The sequence below is a fragment of the Nocardia sp. NPDC127606 genome, from assembly GCF_042671725.1.
Classification (GTDB): domain Bacteria; phylum Actinomycetota; class Actinomycetes; order Mycobacteriales; family Mycobacteriaceae; genus Nocardia.
The window spans coordinates 1,267,161-1,291,418 of sequence record NZ_JBHXWQ010000001.1 but is presented as its reverse complement, the minus strand read 5'-3'; the positions used below and the strand labels follow the sequence as shown (position 1 = coordinate 1,291,418).

Annotated in this window: 23 protein-coding genes; 12 read left to right on the top strand and 11 right to left on the bottom strand. The window is 67.6% G+C overall.

Translation table 11 applies throughout. From position 1 onward, the window contains the following. Nucleotides 1–50: 50 nt before the first annotated feature. On the bottom strand, nt 51–1,595 hold the full coding sequence (locus tag ACFVJ5_RS06130) for an MFS transporter (RefSeq protein ID WP_379219793.1): 1,545 nt from the start codon (nt 1,593–1,595) through the stop codon (nt 51–53). Nucleotides 1,596–1,871: 276 nt separating this feature from the next. Here ACFVJ5_RS06130 and ACFVJ5_RS06125 point away from each other — a divergent pair, with 276 nt between their 5' ends. Continuing rightward, nucleotides 1,872–2,651 carry an oxidoreductase gene (locus ACFVJ5_RS06125; protein WP_379218783.1) on the top strand — a complete coding sequence of 260 codons (780 nt, stop codon included), beginning with the start codon at nt 1,872–1,874 and terminating at the stop codon, nt 2,649–2,651. A gap of 6 nt (nt 2,652–2,657) precedes the next feature. On the opposite strand, the gene ACFVJ5_RS06120 is transcribed toward ACFVJ5_RS06125, so the two are convergent. Beyond that, nucleotides 2,658–3,554, bottom strand: a complete 897-nt coding sequence (locus ACFVJ5_RS06120; protein WP_379218782.1) for a LysR family transcriptional regulator — start codon at nt 3,552–3,554, stop codon at nt 2,658–2,660. 145 nt (nt 3,555–3,699) lie between these two features. Here ACFVJ5_RS06120 and ACFVJ5_RS06115 point away from each other — a divergent pair, with 145 nt between their 5' ends. Together ACFVJ5_RS06115 and ACFVJ5_RS06110 are read left to right on the top strand one after the other, a co-directional pair. Then, nucleotides 3,700–4,713: a glutathione S-transferase family protein gene (locus tag ACFVJ5_RS06115; RefSeq protein ID WP_379218781.1), complete on the top strand. Its 1,014-nt coding sequence runs from the start codon at nt 3,700–3,702 to the stop codon at nt 4,711–4,713. A 98-nt stretch (nt 4,714–4,811) separates the two neighbouring features. After that, nucleotides 4,812–5,846, top strand: coding sequence for a hypothetical protein (locus tag ACFVJ5_RS06110; protein WP_379218780.1), 1,035 nt, complete (start codon nt 4,812–4,814; stop codon nt 5,844–5,846). Here ACFVJ5_RS06110 and ACFVJ5_RS06105 read toward each other — a convergent pair. The 4 genes from ACFVJ5_RS06105 to fdxA all read right to left on the bottom strand — a co-directional run bounded on the left by ACFVJ5_RS06105 (nt 5,832) and on the right by fdxA (nt 8,243). Beyond that, a complete protein-coding gene (locus ACFVJ5_RS06105; protein ID WP_379218779.1) occupies nt 5,832–6,197 on the bottom strand; it encodes a hypothetical protein in 366 nt (121 codons plus the stop codon). The genes ACFVJ5_RS06110 and ACFVJ5_RS06105 overlap by 15 nt on opposite strands. Nucleotides 6,198–6,200: 3 nt before the next feature. Then, entirely contained in the window at nt 6,201–6,854 is a 654-nt protein-coding gene (locus ACFVJ5_RS06100) for a hypothetical protein (RefSeq protein WP_379218778.1), read from the bottom strand. A 40-nt stretch (nt 6,855–6,894) separates the two neighbouring features. Then, nucleotides 6,895–7,815, bottom strand: coding sequence for a D-alanyl-D-alanine carboxypeptidase family protein (locus ACFVJ5_RS06095; protein ID WP_379218777.1), 921 nt, complete (start codon nt 7,813–7,815; stop codon nt 6,895–6,897). Nucleotides 7,816–7,907: 92 nt separating this feature from the next. Then, the gene (gene fdxA / locus ACFVJ5_RS06090; protein ID WP_379218776.1) at nt 7,908–8,243 is read right to left on the bottom strand and encodes a ferredoxin; all 336 of its coding nucleotides are present in this window, start codon (nt 8,241–8,243) and stop codon (nt 7,908–7,910) included. 108 nt (nt 8,244–8,351) lie between these two features. Between fdxA and ACFVJ5_RS06085 the strand changes: the two genes are divergently transcribed. Further along, complete coding sequence (locus ACFVJ5_RS06085; RefSeq protein WP_379218775.1) at nt 8,352–9,296, top strand: LysR family transcriptional regulator; 945 nt, start codon at nt 8,352–8,354, stop codon at nt 9,294–9,296. A gap of 68 nt (nt 9,297–9,364) precedes the next feature. On the opposite strand, the gene rph is transcribed toward ACFVJ5_RS06085, so the two are convergent. Further along, nucleotides 9,365–11,971 (bottom strand): rifamycin-inactivating phosphotransferase, encoded by a 2,607-nt coding sequence (rph, locus tag ACFVJ5_RS06080; RefSeq protein WP_379218774.1) that lies wholly within the window; start codon nt 11,969–11,971, stop codon nt 9,365–9,367. A gap of 396 nt (nt 11,972–12,367) precedes the next feature. On the opposite strand from rph, the gene ACFVJ5_RS06075 reads away from it, so the two are divergent. The 3 genes from ACFVJ5_RS06075 to ACFVJ5_RS06065 all read left to right on the top strand — a co-directional run bounded on the left by ACFVJ5_RS06075 (nt 12,368) and on the right by ACFVJ5_RS06065 (nt 14,546). Beyond that, complete coding sequence (locus tag ACFVJ5_RS06075; protein WP_379218773.1) at nt 12,368–12,649, top strand: hypothetical protein; 282 nt, start codon at nt 12,368–12,370, stop codon at nt 12,647–12,649. A gap of 152 nt (nt 12,650–12,801) precedes the next feature. Beyond that, nucleotides 12,802–13,734: a fatty acid desaturase family protein gene (locus ACFVJ5_RS06070; protein WP_379218772.1), complete on the top strand. Its 933-nt coding sequence runs from the start codon at nt 12,802–12,804 to the stop codon at nt 13,732–13,734. Between the two features lie 41 nt (nt 13,735–13,775). Next, a complete protein-coding gene (locus ACFVJ5_RS06065) occupies nt 13,776–14,546 on the top strand; it encodes a hypothetical protein (protein WP_379218771.1) in 771 nt (256 codons plus the stop codon). Here ACFVJ5_RS06065 and ACFVJ5_RS06060 read toward each other — a convergent pair. Then, the gene (locus ACFVJ5_RS06060) at nt 14,524–15,666 is read right to left on the bottom strand and encodes a hypothetical protein (protein WP_379218770.1); all 1,143 of its coding nucleotides are present in this window, start codon (nt 15,664–15,666) and stop codon (nt 14,524–14,526) included. The genes ACFVJ5_RS06065 and ACFVJ5_RS06060 overlap by 23 nt on opposite strands. 283 nt (nt 15,667–15,949) lie before the next feature. Between ACFVJ5_RS06060 and ACFVJ5_RS06055 the strand changes: the two genes are divergently transcribed. Together ACFVJ5_RS06055 and ilvD are read left to right on the top strand one after the other, a co-directional pair. Next, nucleotides 15,950–16,789, top strand: a complete 840-nt coding sequence (locus tag ACFVJ5_RS06055; RefSeq protein WP_379218769.1) for an acyl-CoA thioesterase domain-containing protein — start codon at nt 15,950–15,952, stop codon at nt 16,787–16,789. A 72-nt stretch (nt 16,790–16,861) separates the two neighbouring features. Then, nucleotides 16,862–18,553: a dihydroxy-acid dehydratase gene (gene ilvD, locus ACFVJ5_RS06050; protein ID WP_379218768.1), complete on the top strand. Its 1,692-nt coding sequence runs from the start codon at nt 16,862–16,864 to the stop codon at nt 18,551–18,553. 24 nt (nt 18,554–18,577) lie between these two features. Here ilvD and ACFVJ5_RS06045 read toward each other — a convergent pair whose 3' ends face one another. Further along, nucleotides 18,578–19,705: an NADH:flavin oxidoreductase gene (locus ACFVJ5_RS06045; protein ID WP_379218767.1), complete on the bottom strand. Its 1,128-nt coding sequence runs from the start codon at nt 19,703–19,705 to the stop codon at nt 18,578–18,580. Between the two features lie 114 nt (nt 19,706–19,819). Between ACFVJ5_RS06045 and ACFVJ5_RS06040 the strand changes: the two genes are divergently transcribed. Together ACFVJ5_RS06040 and ACFVJ5_RS06035 are read left to right on the top strand one after the other, a co-directional pair. After that, nucleotides 19,820–20,251, top strand: coding sequence for a MarR family winged helix-turn-helix transcriptional regulator (locus ACFVJ5_RS06040; RefSeq protein WP_379218766.1), 432 nt, complete (start codon nt 19,820–19,822; stop codon nt 20,249–20,251). 314 nt (nt 20,252–20,565) lie between these two features. Then, nucleotides 20,566–21,561 (top strand): AraC family transcriptional regulator ligand-binding domain-containing protein, encoded by a 996-nt coding sequence (locus ACFVJ5_RS06035; RefSeq protein WP_379218765.1) that lies wholly within the window; start codon nt 20,566–20,568, stop codon nt 21,559–21,561. Here ACFVJ5_RS06035 and ACFVJ5_RS06030 read toward each other — a convergent pair. Next, nucleotides 21,551–21,742 carry a hypothetical protein gene (locus tag ACFVJ5_RS06030; RefSeq protein ID WP_379218764.1) on the bottom strand — a complete coding sequence of 64 codons (192 nt, stop codon included), beginning with the start codon at nt 21,740–21,742 and terminating at the stop codon, nt 21,551–21,553. The genes ACFVJ5_RS06035 and ACFVJ5_RS06030 overlap by 11 nt on opposite strands. Before the next feature lie 216 nt (nt 21,743–21,958). Here ACFVJ5_RS06030 and ACFVJ5_RS06025 point away from each other — a divergent pair, with 216 nt between their 5' ends. Further along, the gene (locus tag ACFVJ5_RS06025) at nt 21,959–23,794 is read left to right on the top strand and encodes a glycoside hydrolase family 15 protein (protein WP_379218763.1); all 1,836 of its coding nucleotides are present in this window, start codon (nt 21,959–21,961) and stop codon (nt 23,792–23,794) included. Nucleotides 23,795–23,868: 74 nt separating this feature from the next. Here ACFVJ5_RS06025 and ACFVJ5_RS06020 read toward each other — a convergent pair whose 3' ends face one another. Then, nucleotides 23,869–24,237 (bottom strand): VOC family protein, encoded by a 369-nt coding sequence (locus tag ACFVJ5_RS06020; protein ID WP_379218762.1) that lies wholly within the window; start codon nt 24,235–24,237, stop codon nt 23,869–23,871. Nucleotides 24,238–24,258 lie beyond the last annotated feature (21 nt).

The window sequence follows — 24,258 nt, the reverse complement described above, 5'->3', positions numbered from 1 at the left end:
AAGGCTCGCGAGTGCGCGATTCGTGGCACCGCAAGCTGGTGGCACCGGAGCTAGGTGATATCCGTCCGGTGGCGTGCCGCATCGAGGGCGGTAAATGCCGCCGCGGCGAGGATCATCACCGCCGAAACGAGCAGAGCCACGTCGAGTCCGTGGTGGAATGCCGCCTTGCCCGCGTTGAGCACCTCGGAAACCTTCGACAGGTATTTCAGATACGGGCCGATGTCGACGCCCTCGGGGATCTTCCCGAGTTCCACGGCTTGAATGGCGTCGGGCTGTAGCGAGGTCGGCAGACCCAGTTCGTCCATGCGCGCCTTCAGGTCCGCGGACAGGAACCCACTCACCAGCGCACCGAGCACGGCCACACCGAACGCCGAACCGACCTGGCGCATCGTATTGGTCACCGCGGCAGCCATTCCCGAGTGTTCCGCCGGAACTCCCGACATCACAGCGGACGTCAACGGCACCACCGCGATCCCGAAGCCGAAGCCCGCCACCGCCATCGCGGCCGACAGCGAAGGATCGTGGAGCTCACCGGAGAGCATATGGCGGGTCAACAAGATCCCGCCCGCGCCGACCACACAGCCGAGAATCATCGGTGTGCGCGCACCTCGCCGCGCCACCCAGAATCCCGCGACCAGCGAGCCGACCACGATCGCGGCGGCCATCGGCGCGAACACCGTGGCCGTACGCGCACCCGAATACGACTGCATCACTTGCAGATACAGCGCGGTGAAGAAGAAGATCGAGAAGATGCCGAAGTAGACGGCGAAGGCGACGATCAGAGCACTACGCACGGCCGGAAAGCGCAGGTAGTGCAAGTCGAGCATAGGGGCGCGGGCCCGTGTTTCGACGGCGATGAACCCGGCGAACGCGAGCCCACCTATCGCGAAGAACGCGAGCACCGACGGCGCGGCGTAGCCGCGATCCTGGCCGGAGATCGCCGCATAGATCACCGACCCGAAAGCCGTTGCGCCGAGCAGAGCTCCTGCCCAGTCGATCGGCTCGGGGCTCGGGTCGGCGCTCTCCGGAACCGACCACAGCGCGACGACGAGCGCGACCGCCGCGATCACCAGGTTGAACCAGAAGATCGAGCGCCACCCGTACGCATGGACCAGCACGCCGCCCAATACCGGTCCCGCCGCCAACGCCAGCCCCGACACCGCCGCCCACACCCCGATCGCCTTCGCGCGCGTGCGGTCGTCCGGGAAGATGTGCCGAAGCACCGACAGTGTTCCCGGCTCCGACGCCGCCGCACCGAGCCCCATGATCGCGCGACCGGCGATGAGCACCGCCACACTGCTCGCGAGCGCCGACACCACCGACCCGGCACAGAAGATCACCAGGCCTGCGATCATCACCCGCTTGCGGCCCCAGCGGTCCCCGAGCGACCCACCGGCGAGCATCAGCCCGGCAAACACCACGGTGTAGGCGTTGACCACCCACTGCAGCGCGGTCACGTCCGCGCTCAGATCACGCCGAATATCCCCCAGCGCCACGCTGACGACGGTGGTGTCGAGAAAGGTCACAAATACCACTACAGCGACTGCGGTCAGAGCGACACGCAGTCGCGCCGTCCCGCCCGGCGCATTGCCCATCGGTCTCACGGGCACAGGGTACTGGCGGGTTCAGCCAGACGCCAGACGGCCTCCGGGCGACGACATCAGCGGGACTCGCACCGGCGGAACTGCCGGGCCTACATAGGAATTCCCTATGCCACCTGCTGACATTTCGTCTTTGCCTCGCGCTCTTTTCCGGACATACCGTGAAACAGCTCGGCAAACGACGCACCGCGATTTCATCGAAGATTCGCACGCCGCACACGTCGATTCCCTGCTCCGCCGAGCGAATACGCACTCGAAAGGACCGGTGGCATGACCACGATCGAGAATATTTCGCACACGCGAGAACTCGCCGGAAAACGAGCTCTGGTCACGGGCGGTTCCCGCGGAATCGGAGCGGCCGTCGTGCGCCAACTGCTGGACGCGGGCGCCGAGGTGCTCACCACCGCCAGATCGGCGACGAACGCGGTTCCGGACGGGTCCATCTTCGTGACCGCCGACGTGCGAACACCGGCCGGCGCACGGGCACTCGCCGCCGCCGCGCACGACGTGCTCGGCGGGGTGGACATCCTCGTACACAACGCCGGTGGTGCGCGACCGCACGTGAGCGCGTCGGCCATCCCCGACGAGGAATGGCAGGACGCGCTCGACCTGAACTTGCTCGCCTCGGTGCGGCTGGACTCACTGCTGGTACCGCAGATGCGGGAACGGCGTTCCGGGGCGATCGTGCACATCTCCTCGGCCGCGGTCCCCACCGCGGCGCCGCAGTTCCTGCACTACGTGGCCGCGAAAGCCGCACTGCAGACCTACAGCCGGGGGCTGGCCTTGGATGTGGCCTCCTCAGGAATCCGGGTCAACACCGTGTCGCCGGGCAGGACCGCCACCCCGGGCGGTGCAGAGACCCGGGAGTTGTGGGCACGGATGGACACGACAGTGGGCGAGACGGTCACCGCGACCGGCACCACGCCGCTGGGGCGCGACGGCCGGCCCGGCGACATCGCCGACGCGGTGCTGTTCCTCGTCTCCGACCGGGCGAGCTGGCTCACCGGCACCAATCTGTTCGTCGACGGGGGCGAATTCCCCCGGGGCTGAAGCCGGTCAGCGCGCCGGCGGGAGGGACGCTGCCTCGGACCAGGTCTGGCGGCGAAGGAGTTCGAGCAGGGCGGCCTCCGCCGGGCCCGGATCGGTCCGGACGACAGCGATGACGGGCTGGGAAACGAGCGGATACACCGGACGAACGAGGTGCTCGTGACCGTGCGGCACGGCCGAGGCCGGGACGAGCGTCACCCCCAGCCCGTGAGCCGCCCACCGCACCGCCGTCGACGTCTGGGACACGCGGGCGGCGATGGTCGGGGTCAGCTCGTTGCTGCCCAGCACATCCAGGAGTACGGCGTCGAGCGCGCTGTCCCGGTCGAACCGCACCCACGGCTCCCCCGCCAGCTCACGCAGTTCGACCCGCTCCGCGGCGAGTTGGGGGTGCCCGGCGCCGAGCACGACGACGAACTCCTCGTCGCCGAGGTGGTGGGCGTCGTCGGGAGACTGCTCGCACGCCGCCATCAGGGCGAGGTCGAGGACGCCTTGGCGCCCCAGCCGTTCCAGTTCGGCGGAGCTCGGTTCCTCGTAGACGGTGACCTCCACCCGGGGGAAGCGGCGGCGCAGCGCACCCAGCGCACGCGGCAGTTGACGGGTACCGAAACCCATCTGGGCCGCGACCACGAGCTCACCCACCAGCTCGTCGGCGCCTGCCCGCGCCGTCGCCCTTGCCCGCCGCGCCGCGCTCACCGCGACCTCCGCTTCGCGCAGGAACGCACGACCGACCACGGTGGGTACCAGTCCCGTCGGTGTGCGAGCGAACAGCTTCACGCCGAGTTCCCGCTCGAGGCCACGGATCTGCTGCGACACCGACGGTTGAGCAACGTGCAACACCTCCGCCGCCGCCGTCACCGACCCTTCCTCGGCCACCGCCAAGGCGTACTCGAACTGACGAAGGCTCATCGGTAGTTCCTCCCTGCGGGCGTCGAGCTGCCCCCGCGATGCTAGGCCGGTGGCCACAAGCAGGCCACGATCGGTTCGTCGGCGACCAGCGGAGCACGACGCACGATGGTCGAGCCGTCCAGCGCGCGGGGTGTGCGAGACTGGGGTGGTGAGCGATGCCGATGCGGGCACCTACGTCGAGGCGGGCGAGTTCCGCCGCGATACCAACTACATCACCACGCGGATCACCGCCGACGGACGTGAGGGCTATCCCGTCGAACCGGGTCGGTATCGGCTCGTCGCGGCCAGGGCGTGTCCATGGGCCAATCGCACACTGATCGTGCGCAGGCTGCTCGGGCTCGAGCCGGTGCTGTCGCTCGGCCTGTGCGGGCCCACCCACGACAAGCTCAGCTGGACCTTCGATCTGGATCCGGGCGAGGTCGATCCGGTGCTCGGCATCCACCGTCTGCGCGATGCCTATCTGGCCAGGTTTCCGGACTATCCGCGCGGCATCACCGTGCCCGCGATGGTCGACATCGCCACCGGGCAGGTCGTCACCAACGACTACGCGCAGATGACCCTCGACTTCTCGACCGAATGGGCCGCCTACCACCGGCCGGGCGCACCGCAGCTGTATCCCGAACCGCTGCGCGAGCAGATCGACGAGATCAACCGAGACGTGTTCCGCGACGTCAACAACGGCGTCTACCGCTGCGGATTCGCCGGTGATCAGGACGCCTACGACGCCGCCTATGTCCGGCTCTTCGCCGCGCTCGACCGGATCACCGAACGGCTGAGCACTCAGCGCTACCTGGTCGGCGACACCATCACCGAGGCCGACGTGCGACTGTTCACCACGCTCGCCCGATTCGACCCCGTCTATCACGGCCACTTCAAGTGCAACCGAACCAAACTCAGCGAGATGCCGGTGCTGTGGGCTTACGCCCGCGACCTGTTCCAGACTCCCGGCTTCGGCGACACCATCGACTTCGGGCAGATCAAAGAGCATTACTACGTCGTGCACCGCGATATCAATCCCACCGGCATCGTCCCCGCGGGGCCGGACCTGTCGAACTGGCTGACCCCGCACCACCGCGAGGAACTGGGTGGGCGCCCCTTCGGGGACGGCACCCCACCGCTCGCGCCGATCCCCGCTGAGCAAGTACCCTCGATCGACTGAGGCCGTGTCCCTCGTGGCCCGATAGCCAAGCGCGGCAACGGGTTCGGTGATCCGTCGGACCGGTTTCGTGTCGGTGCCCAGCGCTAGCGTGCTCGGGTATGGACACCGTGCCCGATGCCTGGTTCGCCGACTTGCTGACACAGCTGCGCGCGAGCGACTTCCGCGCCTTCACCCGACTCGACGTCGAGCAGGTGTGCGGTACTGCGGGGTGGATGCTCCAGGGTGCGGGCGCGGTGTCCATCCCGGGAACACCGTCCGGTGGTCACATCGACGACGACCACGACCCGAATGCCGACGGTGAGCAGCGCGCGCACCTGTCCATCGCCGTCGCGACCATCGAGCCCGAACAGTTCCGTCACTACCTGGACCTGACAGTGACGACTTGGGGTGTCCCGACATGGTTCAGCGGGCTGTCGGAGCTCGGCGTCGGCTGGGTCGACGGCGACGCCTTGCGCACCCTCGAGCTCTCCGACCGCGGCACGGTGTCGCTGCGGATCGAGTCCCTCGATGCGGATGCCCGTCGCAGGTGGTGGAACTGGAAAACCCAGTACCACTACCCGGATTTCGTCGACGAGGATGACCGGATCCCTGACGATGAGCACGATGTCGCGGAGACGAGCGCCGACGATTACGACGCCGGCTTCACCTGGTCGGCCGGCTCGGCCGGGCGCGGCAGCGAGATCTGGAGTGTCTACACCCTCGGTCACCTGCGTGGCCTGCTGACCGAGCTGCTGGGCAGCGTGCACCTCGCCATGCGCGCGCTGGGTCCCGGCCCCGAGCCGCTCGTCCTGCACTTCTTCGACCGCGACAAGACAGCGGACCGCTACGCCCAGCTCGAGCTGTCGCCGACCGAAATCCGCCTGCGCGCCTTCACCACCGAGGCCACCCGCCCACACCTGGACCGGCTCGACTTCGTCGACTGCGGTGACGGCAGCGCGACCCGGATGTGGCCGACCGACCAGGCACGGGCCGCCGCCACCGCCACCGTGGTCTTCCTGCACCGAGTCGGGCTCGGCTCGCAGAATCTGACGATGACCGAGTCGGGCAATCCGCTACCGATCGAGCACTTCTCGGTGGATCTGCAGGTGGACCTGGAAGGCGACGGCGACCTTTCGGCGTCAGCTGTCCTGTAGCCGTTCGAACTGCCCATCGGATCGCTCGGTCCGCCGGCCGATCAGGGCCGCGAGGAGGAACAGGGCGATCAAGATCAGCAGGTGGGCGACGAAGAGCGCCAGCACGGGGAGCGCGAAGCCCTCGTCGGTGAGAATCCCGCGGTCGCTGACGCAATACAGGGTGAAGTTGGTCGAGGTTCCTTCGGAGTCGTGGAAGGTGTCCGACACGACGACGGGTTCGGTGGCCGGGGACGAGCAGAACAGGGGTGCGGTGAGTTTCGCTTCGCCCGGCCAGATGGCAACAGCGATGAGAATGGTGAGAAAGGCGGCGGCACAGGCAAGCGACACCGCGGAAATCAGGACCCGTCGCATTCGCTATACCTGCTGTACTCGAAGGAATGTGCCGGTCCGGTCGAATTCGGCGACCATTTCCGCGCGTGGCGACAAAACATTGGCGACTATGCGGATCTCGCGGCCGAAACGGCTCACCACGATGACGGTCACCTGCCCGTTGGGCAGCGCGCTTCGGGCGAGAGCGGTGTCGACGATGTCTTCGATACGCGACAGACCGGGCACCTCGCTGACGGCGAAATCCTCACCGTCGAGGTCGTCGGTGGCGGACACCCGCACCGGGCGTGGTGCGCTGAGGGCGCCGAGGGCGAAGGAGTAGTCGTCGAGCTGCCGGGATCGATCCGGTGGCCGAACGCGCAGGCGCACGGTGGGTTCCCGAGCGGCCAGCACCTCGTCACCGGCCAGATACCGGGTTATCTGGGCGGGTTGGTCGTTCAAGGTCAGGCGGAACTGGGTCGAGTTCGGCGGGGTGAGGATGATGACGTTCGCTTCGAGGTCGGTGGCGCCGGTTCGCCGACTCAGCGCCGCGATGGCCTCCTGCGGCAACGAACTCACCAAGCCGCCGCCACGCGCTCGCACCTGATCCTCGAAATCCGCCCGGTCCACCGCGCCCACGCAGCCACTGGTGCCCAGCACGACCAGGCAAACGAGGACCCGAAACCATCTGCCACCGCGCACATCCCGAATGCTAAGCGTTGCGCCGGGATCGCGCCGATCGTCAGCCGCCGACAGGTTGCAGAACGCGCAGAATCGGGTCGTAGGCCCAGTTCAGCATGCGCTCGGCGTCCTGCCTCGCGGCGGCGCTGCTGTGATCCGAGCTGTGCAGGACGACGCCGATCAGCGGAATGCCGGCGCGGACCGTCTCGAACAACAGGCAGTGTCCGGCGGCGTCGGTGTTTCCGGTCTTGATGCCGATGGTGCCGGGATATTCGTCGAGCATGCGGTTCGTCGTTTCCCAGTGGTGCTCGCGGTTGGCGGGTCCGGCGGGAACGTGGAAGTCCCGCGCACCGACGATCTCACGGAACAGCGGCAGGTTCATCGCCCGCACCCCCAGTGCCACCAGGTTCGCCGGGGTGGAATAGGTGGAGTGATCGGTGGGGTACGGCATACCGGCCGGGTCACTGAAATGCGTTCCCGCCAAACCCATTACCCGCGCGGTGTCGTTCATTCTGGCCAGGAAACCGTCCTGACCGGGACCGAACGACTCGGCGACGGTGTAGGCGGCGTCGCAGCCCGACGGCAGCAGCAGCGCGTAAAGCAGTTGGCGCGCGGTGAGCACCTCGCCGGGAACCAGCCCCGCGGTACTACCGTTCTCCCTGGCACAGTAGGCGCCCGCTTCGTGCGGCACCGTCACCGGCCGTTCGAGGTCACCGCTGACGATCACGACCACGGCCGTCATCACCTTCGCGATACTGGCGATCGGGACCGGGGTGTTCGCCTCGCGCGACCACACCACCGTCCCGGTGAGCCCCTCCGCCAACGCCGCACCCGAGGCCTGCACACCATCGGGCCCGGCGGCCGGCCACGGCAGCAGACCGTCAGCACTCCCGGAGGGTGCGGCGGCCGCAACACCGTGACCAGCGGCGACGATCAGAACCCCGACAGTGACGGCGTGCAACACCTTGGCGAATGTCCGCATGGCGACATTCTGGCGTACAACTCCGCCGACCTGCGGGATTTACCCCTCGATTCACCGAACTCGTTGCCGTTCCGGTCGACGACCCGCCGGAACTATGCCTGGAACTCCCGGACATAGCTCGTGTCGACGCCGAGTACACCGACCGAGGTCGCGCCGCCCGGCTGACCGAGTGGCTCCGCCCGTCCGGGTAGCGGTTCGTGGAAGAAGCGGACGTTCTCGGTGACGAACTGTTCTTGACCGGGCGGCAGATCGTCTTCGTAATAGATCGCTTCGACCGGGCAGGCCGGCTCGCATGCGCCGCAGTCGATGCACTCGTCGGGCTGGATGTAGGCCATTCGATCGCCGATGAAGATGCAGTCGATCGGGCACTCCTCGATGCAGGCCCGATCCAGGATGTCCACGCAGGCGGCGCCGACCACGAACGTCATGTTGTGCTCCTCAGCTGTACTGGCCCGCAACTTGCGGTAGTGCCGATCCTGGTGCGCGCGCCCACAGGCGGGTAGACCCCGATATCCACCACCTCGTAAGGTTTCCTTATGAGCTTGCCGCCCGGAACTCCTGATCTGGAGGTGCTCGATCTCCTGGTGTCGGTGGCAGAGCTGGGCAGCCTCGGTGCCGCGGCGCGCCGACACGGCATCAGCCAGCCCGCGGTCGGCATGCGCATCAGCGCGCTGGAACGGCGGCTGCGGCTGCGGCTGGTCGATCGCGGCCCCACCGGTTCGGCCTTGACCGACGCCGGTGCGGCCGTGGTCGAACTGGGTCGGCCGGTGCTGGCCGCGGGACTGGCTCTGATGGACGGTGTCGCGAACCTGCACCGCGAACTGTCACCACAACTGCATGTCATCGCCTCGAAAACGATTGCCGACCATCGCATTCCGCAGTGGCTGGCGGCGTTGCGCAAGCTTCGACCCGAACTCGCCGTCGAACTCGACGTGGCGAACTCCCAGCAGGTGACCACGGCGGTGCGCGATCGCGAGGTCGTGCTCGGATTCGTCGAGGGCCCGCAGGCGCCCGCGGGGCTGGGGAGCCGGGTGCTCGTGGCCGACGAGCTGGTCGTGGTCGTCGCGCCGACCCACCCGTGGGCCACCCGCGTGCGCCCGGTGAGTCCGCGCGAACTCGCCGAGACGCCGCTGGTGTGGCGCGAGAAGGGATCCGGAACACGGGACACCGTCTGGGCGGCGCTGCAGATTCACGGCACCCCCGCGCGGCCCGCGGCCGAACTCGGTTCCGCCGCGGCCATTCTCGCCACGACCCGCAGTGGACTCGCCCCCGCGGTGGTCAGCCGGCTGATCGTCGCCCACGAACTCCGTGCGGGCACGCTGCACGAGGTCGACCTGGCCGATTCGCTGGTTCTGACCCGAAAGTTTCGCGCCATCTGGCACCGCAGCACCCCACCATCCGGCCCCGCGGGCGACCTGGTCGACCTCGCCGCCCGCATCGAAGCGGCCCGACCGACAGTACGACGACCGCCGAGAAACTGATCCGGCCGCAGATCGTCGCATGCAGTTCGTCGGCAAAGGAGCCCGAAGCCCGCCTGAGCGCGCCGTGACTACGGCTCCGAGAGGATCTCGACGTAACCGTCGGTGCCGTTCACTCGGATGCGCTGCCCGTCGTGGATCAGCTCGGTGGCATGTTCCACACCGACGACGGCCGGGAGTCCGTATTCGCGGGCGATCACCGCACCGTGGGTCATCAGGCCGCCCACTTCGGTCACCAACCCGGCGATCCCGACGAACAGCGGGGTCCAGCTCGGATCGGTGTACGCGGTGACCAGGATGTCACCGGATTCCAAGTCGGCCTGCGCGATGTCGGCGATGACGCGGGCGCGACCTTCGATCGTCCCGGCCGAGACCGCCAGGCCGGGCAGTGCCCCGGCGGGGAGGTCCTCGCGTCGATACGCCCCGGCGAGCGCCTCACCGTCGGAGGTGAGCACTCGCGGCGCGGTGAGTGACTGATACGAACGGAACGCGTCTTGCCGTTCGTCGACGAGTTCTCGGTCGGCCCGATGGGTGCGAACGACCTCGTGCAGCTCGTCGAATCTCAGGAAGAAGATGTCGTCGGACTCGTCCAGCACACCGGCCTCCACCAGCCGTTCGGCTTCGCGTAGCAGCGCCTGCTTGTAGACGAAGTAGCGGCTGACCATGCCGTACTTCGGGTACTCCCGATATCCGGAGAAGGTGCGGACACGCTCGATCATCCGCGCGGTCTCGGCAGCCTTCTGCTCTCCTTCGGACAGGGCGCGCAGGCGACGCAGGATCTGTTGTTCCGATTGCCCGGCTTCGCGCAAGCCGTCCTCGAAACGACGTCTGCCCTCGCCCGGCCCGAAGTTCTTGATATTGCCGAGGACCGTCGGCACCAGCGTGGCGGGACTCTCGCTCCAGCGTGACCGGGTGATGTCGATTTCGCCGGTGCAGCGCATGCCGTACTTGCCGAGGAACTCCTCGATCGCGGCGCGTGCGTCGTCACCGCCCGGGTGATCGGCCAGACCGCCCAGGAAATCGTCGCCCTCGATCCGCTCGAGGTATGCCACCACCTCCGGGTGCGGGCGGATCACATCGGCGACGTCCAGCAACGCCAGGCCCATCTCCGATGTCACGTTGCCGGGGACCGACTGGGTGAGTGCGTCCGCGGCGTTCTTCTCACCCAGCCATTCTCGCAACCGATCGTTGAGCCACTCCGTGGCCTCCATCGCGGCCATGATCACCTGCAAACCCTGGGGAGCGAACAGGACCCGCCGCAGCTCCTGCTGGATATCGGTCCGGATGAAGTCGAGCAGCGGCGGTCCGGACAGATCCGCGATGTCGCGCTTCATGGCCGCCAGCGATGCCTCGCTCTGCGCGATGAGCTCGGTGACGATGTCGGGATCGGTTTCGAGCGGCGCGGGGGCGGCACCGAAAGGTGTCGCCGGTGCACCGGAATCCTCTTCTGGCACTTGACGAACGAAGTCACCGCGCTCGAGCACCGTGCGCAGCGCGTCCCCCATCAGCGGGTCGGACTTGCCGAGTCCCGCCGCCAAGGCTGCGCCTTTCGCGGGCACGGACACCATCGCGGTGACGTCGACGAACAACCGGCCGCCCGCGTCGCGCATCGGCGCGTTGCTCGTCAGCTGCCACACCGAGAGCCCCAACGGCTTCATCGCGTCGGTCATCATCTGCTGATGGCCCACCGACACATAGACGTGGTTCTCCCCGTCGTCGGCGACGGGGATCGGGAACAGGCTGGTGATCGGCCTACTCTGCACCACGCGGAAAACCTCACCGTCCGAACACCATTCGATGTCCTGAGGGCTGCCGAAATGCGCTTCGATGCGGCGGCCGAGCCGCGCGAGCCGCAGCACCTGCTCATCGGAGAGGACCGGCTCGTTTCGGTGCTCGCCCGCGATCTCACGCACCTGAGTGCCGCCTGTCGGGACCGGCTCCACGCGAATCTTCTTGGTGGCGATCGTCTTGTCGGTGATGTGGTCGTCGCGAACCCGGTAGACGTCGGCATTGACCAGACCCGACACGAGCGCCTCACCGAGACCGAAACCCGCGTCGATGGACACGACCGTCCGGTCGGAGGTGAGGGGGTCGGCCGTCATCAGGATGCCGGCGGCGCGCGCGAACACCATCCGCTGCACGACCACGCCCATCCGGATCTTCTTCTGGTCGAAGCCGTTTCGGAGTCGATAGGTGACCGCCCGCTCGGTGAACAGCGAACCCCAGCACCGGCGGACATGCTCGACGATCGCCGCCGATCCCACGATATTCAGGAAGGTGTCCTGCTGACCGGCGAACGAGGCGCCCGGCAGATCCTCGGCCGTCGCACTCGATCGCACGGCATAGGCGTCACCTACTCCGAGCTGAGCATGCGCGGCCAGGATCGCCTCCGCGACCGCGTCCGGCACGACCAGCTCCTCGATCGTGCGCCGCAGCTGGGCGCTCAGCCGGGAGATCGAGGCCCGATCACCCGGCGCGAGGCGCGACACCTCGTCGAGCCGAGCATCGAGCGACGGCTCCCCCGCCACCGTCTGAGCGAAAGCATCGGTCGTCACGCAGAACCCGTCCGGCACCGCGACACCGTCGATCCGCGACAACTCACTGAGGTTGGCACCCTTACCGCCGACGATCGAGACCATTGTTCGATCGACCTCACCGAACCCGAGCACATAGGCCATCCCGCTACTCCTCACCTGGTGGTTTCGGTCTAACGCGAGCGATTATGGACCAGGATCGAGCGCCTCATGAGGGCCCGGAATCGTGTATACAGTAGAAGGGGGAAGCAATGGGAGCGCTCATGCGCCCGACACCAACGGCACATCCGTGACCACACCGGGTTCCAGCCGACCGCAGCCCCGATCGGCGCCGATTCGAGTCGGGTTGCCACATCGCGAAGCAACCGGTCTCCGAGAGCCGAGCGCTGCCGCGTGACAGGCGCTTGTGTCATGTTGCCGATCGATTGCGGATGCCGAGATTTTCACCTCGCGCCCCGATCCGGGCCGCCTGCGACCCCGAATATGTGACAGATCAGCGAGTACGCAGCGTCCAGCCCCGGCTTTGCCTGTGAGGACAACATGGCCACCGAGAACCCTTTCGACTCCTTGCCCACGGCCGATTCTTCCGCCGAACCGGGCCCGCCGTCCTGGGCTGCGCCTGCCCTGCTGCTGTCGCTACTGATGCTCGGCCTCGACCTGGTGGCCCTGATTCCGCTCGGTGCGTGGATGCGCGACTACGGCATCGGCCTGGTCTGCACGATCTACCTGCTCCACGTCCTGGCGTCGACCGCGGTGGCCGCGTGGACCGTGAGCCAGTTCCCCCTCCAGCTCGATATCGAACCCGAGCAGCAGAACACCTAGCCGTCCCGCCTCGGCCACGGGGATGCTGGTGCATCCCTGCTGAATTGTCGGCGAACACCAGGTTCGCGGTGCCTTCGTGCCTGTCACGCGTGGTGCGCTGATGGCAGGATAGGGGCGGAGTTTGCCTGATCTATCCGGAGCACCGCTGCACCATGACTCGAACTCGCACCCCGCGCCCCTCCGATGTGCCGCGAGCTGTCGGCGGCGACCTGGTGAATGTGCGACTCATCGCGGCGGCGTTGACAATCGGCGTCACCCAGCTGTTCGTGATCCCGCTGCTACTGCTCCCACGGAATGCCGCGTGGGGCTGGGCCCTGGTGCCGCTGACACTCACCATCACGCCGTTCTGGTCACTGATCCACGAGGCCGTTCACGGGTCGCTGCTACGGAATCGGACCCGCAACGACCGGATGGGACGCATCCTGGCGGTGGTGTACGGATCGCCTTTCGCGATGCTGAAAGTGGGCCACCTGCTCCACCATCGATACAGCCGGGTCCGTGAGCGCAGCGAGATCTACGACCCGGCGACGACCACTCGGCGGGCCGCCGCTCCCCCGTTCTATCTCAAACTGTTCGGCGGTTTGTACCTACTCGAAGTGCTCACGTTGCTGCTCGCGCTGATGCCCGAGCGAACCATCCGCGCACTGGGCCGTCGGGTGGACGCACCGGATTCGGTCGGTGGTCTCGTACTCGAACGAGTCGCCCAGCCGGTGGTTCTGGGAAAGGTCCGCACCGATGCCGCCGCGATCGTCGTCCTCCACACCGCCGCGTTCCTCGCCTACGGCGCACACGGCTGGATGCTGCTCGCCGCGCTCGGCGGCCGCGCCCTCATCATCTCCCTCTCCGACAACGCCTACCACTACGGCACCGACCTCGAATCACCCAGAGCGGCAATGAATCTGCGCCTGCCCCGCACGCTCGAACGCTTCGCCCTCAGCTTCAATCTGCACGACGTGCACCACCGCCACCCCGGCCTGCGCTGGTACGAGCTGCGCTCCCGATTCGACTCCGAAGGCGCTCACTACCACCTCGGCTGGTTCCGCGCGGTTGCCCGTCAACTCCGCGGTCCGATCGAACTGACCTGATCTCGCTCGATCCGCGGCGCCGGGTGAGGCATCGTAGATCCATGCCGCTGACGATTTCGGTTCTCGCGGACCGCCCCGACCTGTACGACGCCTTCACCGAAATGGCCGACTCCTGGCCTGAATTCATGCGCCACGACCCCGTCGGCAACCTGTACTACTCGATGCTGGATCGGTTCGCCGACTACATCCTGGTCTGCCAGGACGAGGCCGGCGAGGTGGTCGGTCGAGCCTATTCCGTCCCGTTCCGGCTCGGTGCGGCCGACCTCCCCGACGACGGCTGGGACGGCGCGATTCGGCGCGGCATCCACACCTCGGCGACCGGCGCACAGCCTGACACGGTGTCCGCGATCGAGATCGTCATCGAGCCGAGCAGGCAGGGCACCGGGCTGAGCGCGGAAATCCTCGCCGCTCTGCGTGACAACGCCGCTCGGCTCGGATTCGCCGAACTCGTGGCACCCGTGCGCCCCAACGGAAAAGCCGACATCGAACAGCCGATGAGCGCCTACGCCGGGCTGACGAGGCCGGATGGGCTGCCGGTCGACCCGTGGCTGCGCGTCCACGTCCGTGCCGGCGGCACGATCGACAGGATCGCAGCGCGATCCATGGTTATTCCTGGGACGCTGGAGGAATGGCGTGCGTGGACCGGCCTGCCGTTCGACACCAGCGGGCCGGTGCTCGTGCCGAAAGCGCTGGCCCCGATGTCCTGTTCGGTCGAGCACGGTGTCGCGGTCTATGTGGAGCCCAATGTGTGGATCCGGCACCCGACAGGAGCGACGGCTTCATCGCGGATCAGCGCAGGTCGAGGTCGGTGACGGTTTCGGGACCGAGTGCGATGCGGGCGTGCCAGGTCGATGGCTCCCACGGATCGGGAGCCATGCCCTGATAGCGGGCCGACAGGTCGAGGTAGCGGGAGCCACCCACCTCGGCGGCCACGAATTCGTAGTCGTACCAGGTGAGGTCCGAGCCGGTCGGCACGTGGAGTTCGGTGCTGTCGCTGGTCCCGTCCGCGTCCTCGACCGCCTCCCTGGCCTCGAGCTCGCGGACCAGAATCGGCACCGACGCATAGAGTTCCAGGCTGGTGGCGGTGGCGAACCGGTCGGCCGGATAGTGACCCTGCCAGGCCGACGGATCGGCGAGTGCCACGTCCTGGAGCGGCTCGACGACAACATGATTCGACGGCGCCGGGGCTGACGGGACTGCGCTGCAACCAGATCGACCGCGCAGGAGTGCGTTCACGGTCACCAGGACCGAGGTGGGTTGCCCGGAGCCCGGTGTCGCCCCGGTGGACCAATGCGGTGGGGTGTCCCCGTCGTGTCCGGCCATGAGCTCGACGATCGTGGCAGCCTCGGCACCGTCGACAGTGGCGCACAGCGCTCTGCCGTAGCCGCCGACACCCAAGGGGCGCTGTGTGAGTGGGATGGCGAACGGCCATCTGGTCGGCTCGGGCAACGGCTCGTCGTCCTGTGACACCGCGGGCTGGAACGCGATGTCGAGGGCGGTCGGCGTGTACGGCGCACGACGCTGCACCGTGAGCTGCGAGTCGTCCGGCAGTGCTCGCAGACGGTCGATCACGTTCCCCAACCGGCGCATCTCACCATTGCCGGAACGCGTCCGCGACTCGGTGTCCAGGCCGTAGACCGAGACACCTACCGGCCCATCGAAGTTCGCGTACACCACTGTCGTCGGCTGGTCTGTCGGCGGCGAGAACTCGCGGTAGTGGGCATCGTCGAAGGAGAGTTCGTCGAACCACGCACGAACCTGCTCGATGCCATCGTCGGTGAGCCGGGCCCAGTACACGCCGAACACGCTCTGCTCGGCACCGTCGTCCACAGTGGTGAAAACGGTACCGTCGCGACGCAATTCGAAGAACGGAACCCGTCGGCTCCCGACCCGCTCGGCCTCCAGGAATCCCGGGGACTCCGCGATCGACACCAACACATCCGCGTCACGCGCGGTGGGCGGATCACTCTCGCCGCGGCCGAACACAGTGCACGCACAGAGCGACGACACAGCGAGGAGCATCGCACAGAGAGCAACAGATCGGTGGGCCATATCCGAGCCTAACGCAGGCTGTGATCTTCCACGGCCGGGTAGCCGCCCCCTCCCGATGGCCGCATCATGGATGGATCGCCGACTCTCAGATCCGGGCATCTGTCAGTCGCGTGCCACCGGTGCCGCGCGTACGGCGAGACTGCCCATGCCTAAGGAGTCGCCGGTGAGTCATGCATTCTTTCGCGCCCAATTCGATCCGATCGGTCGCACCGAAGTACTCCATCCCGAACCCGAGGCGAGCAGCGGATGGATCGGTGGGCAGCTACGCGGGATGGCTGTCGGCGCGGTTCTGGCGCGCGCGGTGGAGCGCGAGCTCATCGTTCGCGAACGGACCGACTTGCGGCCGGTGCGGTGGACGCTCGACCTGTTTCGCCCGGTGTTCGTGCGGCCCTGTACAACTCGTGTCGAGGTGATACGCGACGGCCGCCGACTGTCGTTGCTGGATGCGATGCTGATCCAAGACGGCCGACCCGTCGCGCGGGCCGGCGCGCTGTATCTGCGCCCTGGCCCGACACCGGACGGCATCTGCTGGTCGCCGGAGACGGCCGCGGATCCGCCGCCAACCGACCGCGAACCTTCGGCCGGTCAGGATCGCGTGTACTTCAGCGAGGAACAAGGGTGGAGTCCCGACGCCCGCACCCACCACAACGCTGCCCGCACGGGGATCTGGCACCGACCGATCGCGGTCGTGGCCGGTGAGCAACCGACGCCGTTCCAGTTCGTCGCGGGACTCGCCGATGTGACGAATGTGGTCACCAACCTCGGCAGCAACGGCCTGGAATACATCAACGCCGATGCCACGCTCACGTTGACCAGGCTTCCGGAAGGCGACGAAGCCGGGCTGGTCGGCCTGGATCGGTTGGCCCAGGACGGCATCGCGCTGGGCACCGCGGCGATCTACGACCGCAAAGGCGTATTCGGTACCGCGACAGTCAGTTCGCTCGCCAACACCAGGGGCACCGCGGACCTGAGCGCTATCGGGGGGCTTCGTCATCGCCCGTGACCGCGGAGTAGTTCGCGCCGTTCGCGGCTGCGCCATCGTGGCGATTTCAACCCGGCCTCGTAGGCTTGCGCTATGGCACACGACACCGATCAGCCCGTCGACATCAAGCCACGCTCCCGCGACGTCACCGATGGACTCGAGAAAACTGCCGCTCGTGGCATGCTCCGCGCGGTCGGCATGGGTGACGAGGACTGGGTCAAACCGCAGATCGGTGTGGCCTCGAGCTGGAACGAGATCACTCCGTGCAATCTGTCGCTCGACCGGCTGGCCAAGGCGGTCAAGCGCGGCGTCCACGCCGGGGGCGGTTTCCCGCTCGAATTCGGCACGATATCGGTCTCCGACGGCATCTCGATGGGCCACGAGGGGATGCACTTCTCGCTGGTCAGCCGCGAGATCATCGCCGATTCCGTCGAGACCGTGATGATGGCGGAGCGCCTCGACGGTTCGGTGCTGCTCGCCGGCTGCGACAAGAGCCTGCCGGGCATGCTGATGGCCGCCGCGCGACTGGACCTGGCGAGCGTGTTCCTCTACGCGGGGTCGACCCTGCCCGGCAATATCGACGGCAAGGACGTCACGATCATCGACGCGTTCGAAGCTGTCGGCGCCTGCATCAAAGGTCTGATCACCCCCGCCGAGGTCGACCGCATCGAGCGGGCGATCTGTCCGGGCGAAGGCGCGTGTGGCGGCATGTACACCGCCAACACCATGGCCTCGGCGGCCGAGGCACTCGGGATGAGCCTGCCCGGATCGGCCGCGCCGCCTGCCCCCGACCGTCGCCGTGACGACTTCGCCGAGAAGTCCGGCGAGGCCGTCGTCGGATTGCTGCGCAAGGGAATCACGGCCCGCGACATCATGACGATGGAGGCGTTCGAGAACGCCATCACGGTCGTCATGGCACTCGGCGGGTCGACCAACGCCGTACTGCACCTGCTGGCCATCGCCCGCGAGGCCGGTGTCGGCCTCACCCTCGCCGACTTCAACCGGGTCGGTGACAAGGTGCCGCACCTGGGCGACCTCAAGCCGTTCGGCCGCTACGTCATGAACGATGTCGACAGGGTCGGCGGCATCCCCGTCGTGATGAAGGCCCTGCTCGACGCCGGTCTCATGCACGGCGACGTCATGACCGTCACGGGCGCGACCATGGCCGAGAATCTCGCGCACATCGAACTCGGCCTCGACGGCGATGTCATCCGCCGCCTCGACCGGCCGATCCACCGCACCGGCGGGCTCACCATCCTGCACGGCTCGCTCGCGCCCGAAGGCGCCGTCGTGAAGAGCGCCGGTTTCGACTCCGATGTCTTCCGCGGCACGGCTCGGGTGTTCGACGGGGAACGGGCCGCGATGAACGCGCTCGAGGACGGCACCATCGTGGCCGGTGATGTCGTCGTCATCCGCAACGAGGGACCCAAGGGCGGACCCGGCATGCGCGAGATGCTCGCCATCACCGGCGCGATCAAGGGCGCGGGCCTCGGCAAGGACGTACTGCTGCTCACCGACGGCCGGTTCTCCGGCGGCACCACCGGATTGTGCGTGGGGCATGTCGCCCCCGAAGCGGTGGACGGCGGCCCGATCGCCTTCGTCCGCGACGGCGACCCGATCGTCCTCGATGTCGCCAACCGCATCCTCGACGTCGAGATCGACGAGAACGAACTCGCCGCCCGCAAGGTCGGCTGGGAACCGCTGCCGCCCAAGTACACCTCGGGGGTGCTGTCGAAGTACCGCAAACTCGTCAGCTCGGCCGCACACGGCGCCGTCACCGGCTGACGGCGCCGCCTCGGCGAGTGTCGCTCAGCTCAGCGTCTTCAGCGCCGTTCCGTCGTAGGGCTTCACCTCGTCGATCCGCCCCGCCAGGACCTTGGAGGCCCACTCCGGGTCCTGGAGAAGGGCTCGGCCGACAGCGACCATGTCGAATTCGTCGCGCTCCATGCGATCGAGGAGGTTGTCGAGGCTGCCGAGCTCGGCGCCCTGGCCCGAGAACGCACGGAGGAAATCGCCGTCGAGGCCGACCGATCCGACGGTGATCGTGGGCTTGCCGGTGAGCTTCTTGGTCCAACCCGCCAGGTTCAGCTCCGAGTCATCGAACTCAGGGAGCCAGTAGCGGCGGGTGGAGGCGTGGAAGGCGTCCACACCGGCCGCGGCGAGCGGAGCCAGGATCGCCTCGAGCTCCTGCGGCGTCTCGGCCAGGCGTGCGTCGTAGGCCTCCTGCTTCCACTGCGAGTAGCGGAAGATCACCGGGAACTCGGGCGAGACGACCGCCCGGACGGCGGCCACGATCTCGGCCGCGAACCTCGTGCGGGCCACCGCGTCACCGCCGTACCCATCGTCGCGGCGGTTCGTGCGCTCCCAGAGGAACTGGTCGAGCAGGTAGCCGTGCGCACCGTGCAGTTCGACACCGTCGAAACCGATGCGCTCGGCCGCCGCGGCGGCCTCGGCGAAGGCGCCGATGACGTCGTCCAGGTCACGCTGGGTCATCGCCTTGCCGGCGCCCTCGGTGCCGTCGACGCGAATGCCGGAGGGGCCCACGGCGGGCGCGTCGACATAGGGCTGCTCGCCCTGATTGCGCACCATGCCGATATGCCACAGCTGCGGCACGATTGTGCCGCCCGCCGCGTGGACGTCCTCGGCGACCTTCGCCCACCCCGCCAACTGCTCCGCACCGTGGAACCGCGGCACACGATCGCTCTGCCCGGCCGACTGATGGCCGACATAGGTCCCCTCGGTGACGATCAGGCCGACGCCCGCGGCGGCGCGGCGGGCGTAATAGGACCGGACATCGTCACCGGGAACGCCGCCGGGCGAGAACATCCGCGTCATCGGCGCCATCACGATGCGGTTCGGGACGGTCAGGCCGTTCAGTGTGATGGGCCGCGAGAGGATCTCGGCCGTGCGGGAGGCCTCGGACTGGGTGACGATCACTGGATACTCCTCAGAGTTACTTGACAAAGTCGAAGGTTGAGAACTTCAAGCAATGCCCACACGCTAGAGGCAGATATTTGAGATAGTCAAGTTTCTGCGGATAAGCTGACTCGCATGGAAGAAGCTCCGCGCGTCGATACGGCCCAGCTCATGGAGCTGCTCTCGGTGGCGCTCGGTGTCTATTACGGGGACTTCACCGCGGCGGCGGCGAGCGAGAACCTCACGGCGAGCCAGGGCAAAACGCTGACAGTGCTGCGCCGAGGGCCTGTCGCGATGCGCGCCCTGGCCGAGACCTTGTCCTGCGACGCGTCCAATGTCACCGGGATCATCAACCGGCTGGAGAAGCGCGACCTCGTGCGCCGCGAAGCCAGTGCGTCCGACCGGCGCGTCACCCATCTCGTCATCACGTCTGAAGGCGAGCGTGTCACCGATACGATCCGCGCGAAGATGCACGCGACGCAAGACGGCCTCGCGAAGCTCAGCGACCGAGATCGAGATCGTCTGTTCGCCCTGCTGGAGCGCGTTTTCGTCACCGGCGCCGACTGAGCTGTCGATCGGGGCGCGGCGCCAGAAGGCCGAGGGAATCGAACGTTCGGACAGCACAGTTCCGCGGTCATGACTCACCTTTGGCACTCGAGTACTGGGCATCCATCGTTCCGCGGCGGCGATCGGAGCCGCCGGCATGATCGCCGACCAGAATCGCGATTGCTTTCGCGACCTGCGCGGAACTGGTAGAACCGGATCAAACACGAGGTGCCGATCTCGAAGCGCCGAGACGTTCGCCGACGGACTCTCCCGATCGGTCGACGCGTGCGGCTGAGAGACGTTCGTAGATCGGCATGCTGCCACGAGGAGACGTCATGGCTACCGACCAGAGCTTGCTGCACCGTTTCGTCATTTCCCAGCTCGGCGCAGCCGGGCTCGATCGTGCGCAGCTCATTCGGGATACCGGGGTGCCGGATTGGTCGATGACCGGCCACGACGTGCATCTACCCAGTGCGACGTTCTCCCGGCTGTGGGAGGTCGGTGAACACCGCCTCGGTCCCGACGTCGCCCTGCAGGTGGCCCGGCGCTACGAGCTGTCCAGCCTCGGGTTGTACGACTATCTGTTCGCGTCCGCGCCGACGCTCGGCGCCGGGCTGGCGACCTGCGGTCCCTACATCACCGCGGTTACCACCAATCACCGGTTCGACCTGGTCACCGAGACCGAGAGCGAATCCACCCTGTACCTCGAGATGCTCGATGGCGAAGGTCGTGGCAGGGACCACACCCAACTGTGGGGATTGTCGGCCGTCCTGAGTCGCGCGCGCCGGGTCCTCGACGATCCGTTGAACCCGGTGCGCGTCTCGCTGCGCCAGGCCGCTCCCGCGCATGTCGACGGCTTTCGCGCCGTGTTCGGCTCCGCCACGCTGGAATTCGACGCCCCCGCCGACTCGATGACCTTCCGCTCCGCGGACCTGGATCTGCCCCTGACCACCGCGGATCCCATCCTGGCCGCGGTCCTGGAACCGCTGGCCGCCGCCCTGGCGCCGCCGCCGACCCTTGCCTCGGCCTGGCCCGCACGAGTGGCCGACGCCTTGGACGAGGCCATCGAAGCCGGAGCGGTCTCCCTCGACAGTGTCGCCCAGATCCTCAACATCAGCCCTCGCACCCTGCAGCGACGGCTGGCCGAATCAGGCACCACCTGGCGGACCGAACTGGACCGGGCGCGCAGCGCGCGGCTGTCGCGAGCGGCAGGCTCGCTCAGCGGCACCAAGCAGGCGGAACTGCTCGGCTACTCCGATGCGGGCTCGCTGCGCCGGGCAGCCCGGCGCTGGTCGGCGGGTTCCCACTCGGTTCCGACCGTCACGTCCTGAGGTAGGTCGAGGCGATCTGCCAGAACGTTTCCCGCTCCAACAAGTGGAAGTCCCATCCGTCGATGAGGTCGCGGAACGTGGCGACAATTCCCGCTACGTCGAAATCATCGCGGGTCGCGGTTCCCTTCGACTCCAGCGCGGAAATCACGTAGACAGTGGCGCTCTCCCTGGTAACCGACACCGCACACTCCCATCGTTCAGACTGACCATCCGAACGTAAGTGTCGAATCGCAGCGCAGCCACGACAAGAACAGAACGCGCCAACCTCATGCCGAACGCGCCAACCTCGCCGCCGAGGCATGGGAATCACCCGTTCCGGATGAGGCCGACGCCACCCTTCGCTGGTTTGCTGAACCTCGCCGACCGCGCGAACGGCGGTCCGAGGCGAGGAGTGTCCGTGAACTCGTACCCGCCGATCGACGAGCACGGCATCGTCGGAGATCTACAGACCGCGGCGCTGGTATCGGCCGGCGGAACGATCGACTGGTGGTGCGCGCCACGATTCGACTCACCGAGTGTGTTCGCGTCGCTGCTCGACAGCGAGAAGGGCGGACATTGCTCGCTCGCCGTCGACACCACCAACCCGGTGACCATCCGGCAGCTGTACCTGCCCGACACCGCCATCCTGGTGACGCGGTTCTCCGGGCCCGACGGCGTGGGCGAGGTCGCCGACTTCATGGAGCCGATTCGCGGCACCGAGCCCGCCGACCGGCACCGATTGGTGCGAGTCGCGCGGGTGGTGCGCGGAAGTTTCACGTTCACTCTCGCGTGCCGCCCTCGGTTCGACTACGCACGCGCCACCCACACCCTCGACCGAGTCGATGAACGAACCGCCGTCTTCCGCTCCGACGTCGCCGATCTGCATCTGCAATCCACCGACCCGATCGCGCTGCACCCCGACGGCGCCGATATCACCGCGCGTTTCACCTTGGCCGCCGGTGAGCGAGCCGCGGTCGTGCTGACCACCGCCCCCGCCGGCGCGGATTTCTCCTCGGCACCGATGTGGGCGACGATCGCCCACGAGTTCGACCAGTGCCGTCGCTTCTGGCAGACCTGGTTGCGCTCGTCCACCTACCGCGGTCGCTGGCGGGACATGGTCAACCGCTCCGCGATCACGCTCAAACTGCTCACCTACGCCCCGACCGGCGCGCCGATCGCCGCGGCCACCATGGGGTTGCCCGAACAGATAGGCGGCGAACGCAATTGGGACTATCGCTACACCTGGATCCGGGATGCCTCGCTGTCGGTGCGGGCGCTGAGCGACCTCGGCTTCACCGAGGAGCCCTATGCCTTCCGTCGGTGGCTGCGCGACCGGGTCGACGCGGGCGGCACCGCCTCCGGCGAACCCTTGCAGATCATGTACCGCGTCGACGGCGACCCACACCTGGACGAGATAACGCTGCCCCACCTGGAGGGATACCAGGGTTCGGCGCCGGTGCGGGTCGGCAACGGCGCAGCTGACCAGATCCAGCTCGACATCTACGGCGAGGCAGCCGACGCGTTGGCGCAGGGGACCGATATGGCCGCCATCGCCGGCTGGCGGACATTCAGCGGCCTCGTCGACTGGCTCGCCGACAACTGGGATCGCCCCGACGAGGGCATCTGGGAAACTCGCGGCGGCCGCCAGGAATTCACCTACAGCCGGCTGATGACCTGGGTGGCCTTCGACCGCAGCATCCGCATGGCGAACGCGCACGCCAGGCCCGCCGACGTGGTCCGCTGGACCGCCGAACGCGACGCGGTATTCCGGCAGATCATCGACCGCGGCTGGAGCGAGAAACGCCGAGCGTTCGTGCAGCACTTCGCCACCGACGTACTGGACGCCTCGCTGCTGCTCATGCCCCGGATGAGATTCCTGTCCCCCACCGACCCGATGTGGCTGAGCACCCTCGACGCGATGGACAAGGAGCTGGTCAGCGACAGCCTGGTCTATCGATACGACCCCGAGGCCTCACCGGATGGCCTGCGCGGCACCGAGGGCACTTTCAACCTGTGCAGCTTTCTCTATGTCGAGGCCCTCGCCCGGACGGGCCGACTGCAACAGGCCCGCTACGCCTTCGAGAAGATGCTCACCTACGCCAACCATGTCGGCCTGTTCGCCGAGGAGATCGGTCCCTCGGGTGAGCAGCTGGGCAACTTCCCGCAGGCCTTCACCCACCTGGCCCTGATCGCCGCGGCCATCGCGCTCGACGAAGAACTCGATCGTGCCGAGGCCGAGCCGCCGTCGAACTGATCCGCTCACCAGCGGTGCGGGCACACACCTCCCAGGCAGCACTGCGTGCCATTGTGCACAGCGTGCCAGTTCGCTCAGCTCTCGGCGGCGACGACGCAGAACTCGTTGCCGTGCGGGTCCTGCAGGACGGTCCAGGCGAAACCGGGCAGTGAGTGTTCGCCGTGGACCGTGGCCCCCAACGCCGTCAGCCGGGCGACCTCGGCCGCGCGAGCCGTGGTCTGGAAATCGATGTGCACCCGGTTCTTGGTCACCTTCGGCTCGGGAACCAACTGGAACGCGAGGTAGCGCCCCTCCCCGAAACCGACGCCGGGCGGGGTGATCATGACGTAGTCCCCGGAGTCGACGAGGACCGAGTAACCGAGTGCGGAGCTCCAGAACTCGGCCAGTTCGGCAGGATCGCTGCTGTCGATGGTGATGCCGCCGACAGTGATGGTTTCCGACATGGACGAAACGCTAGGCCGTGG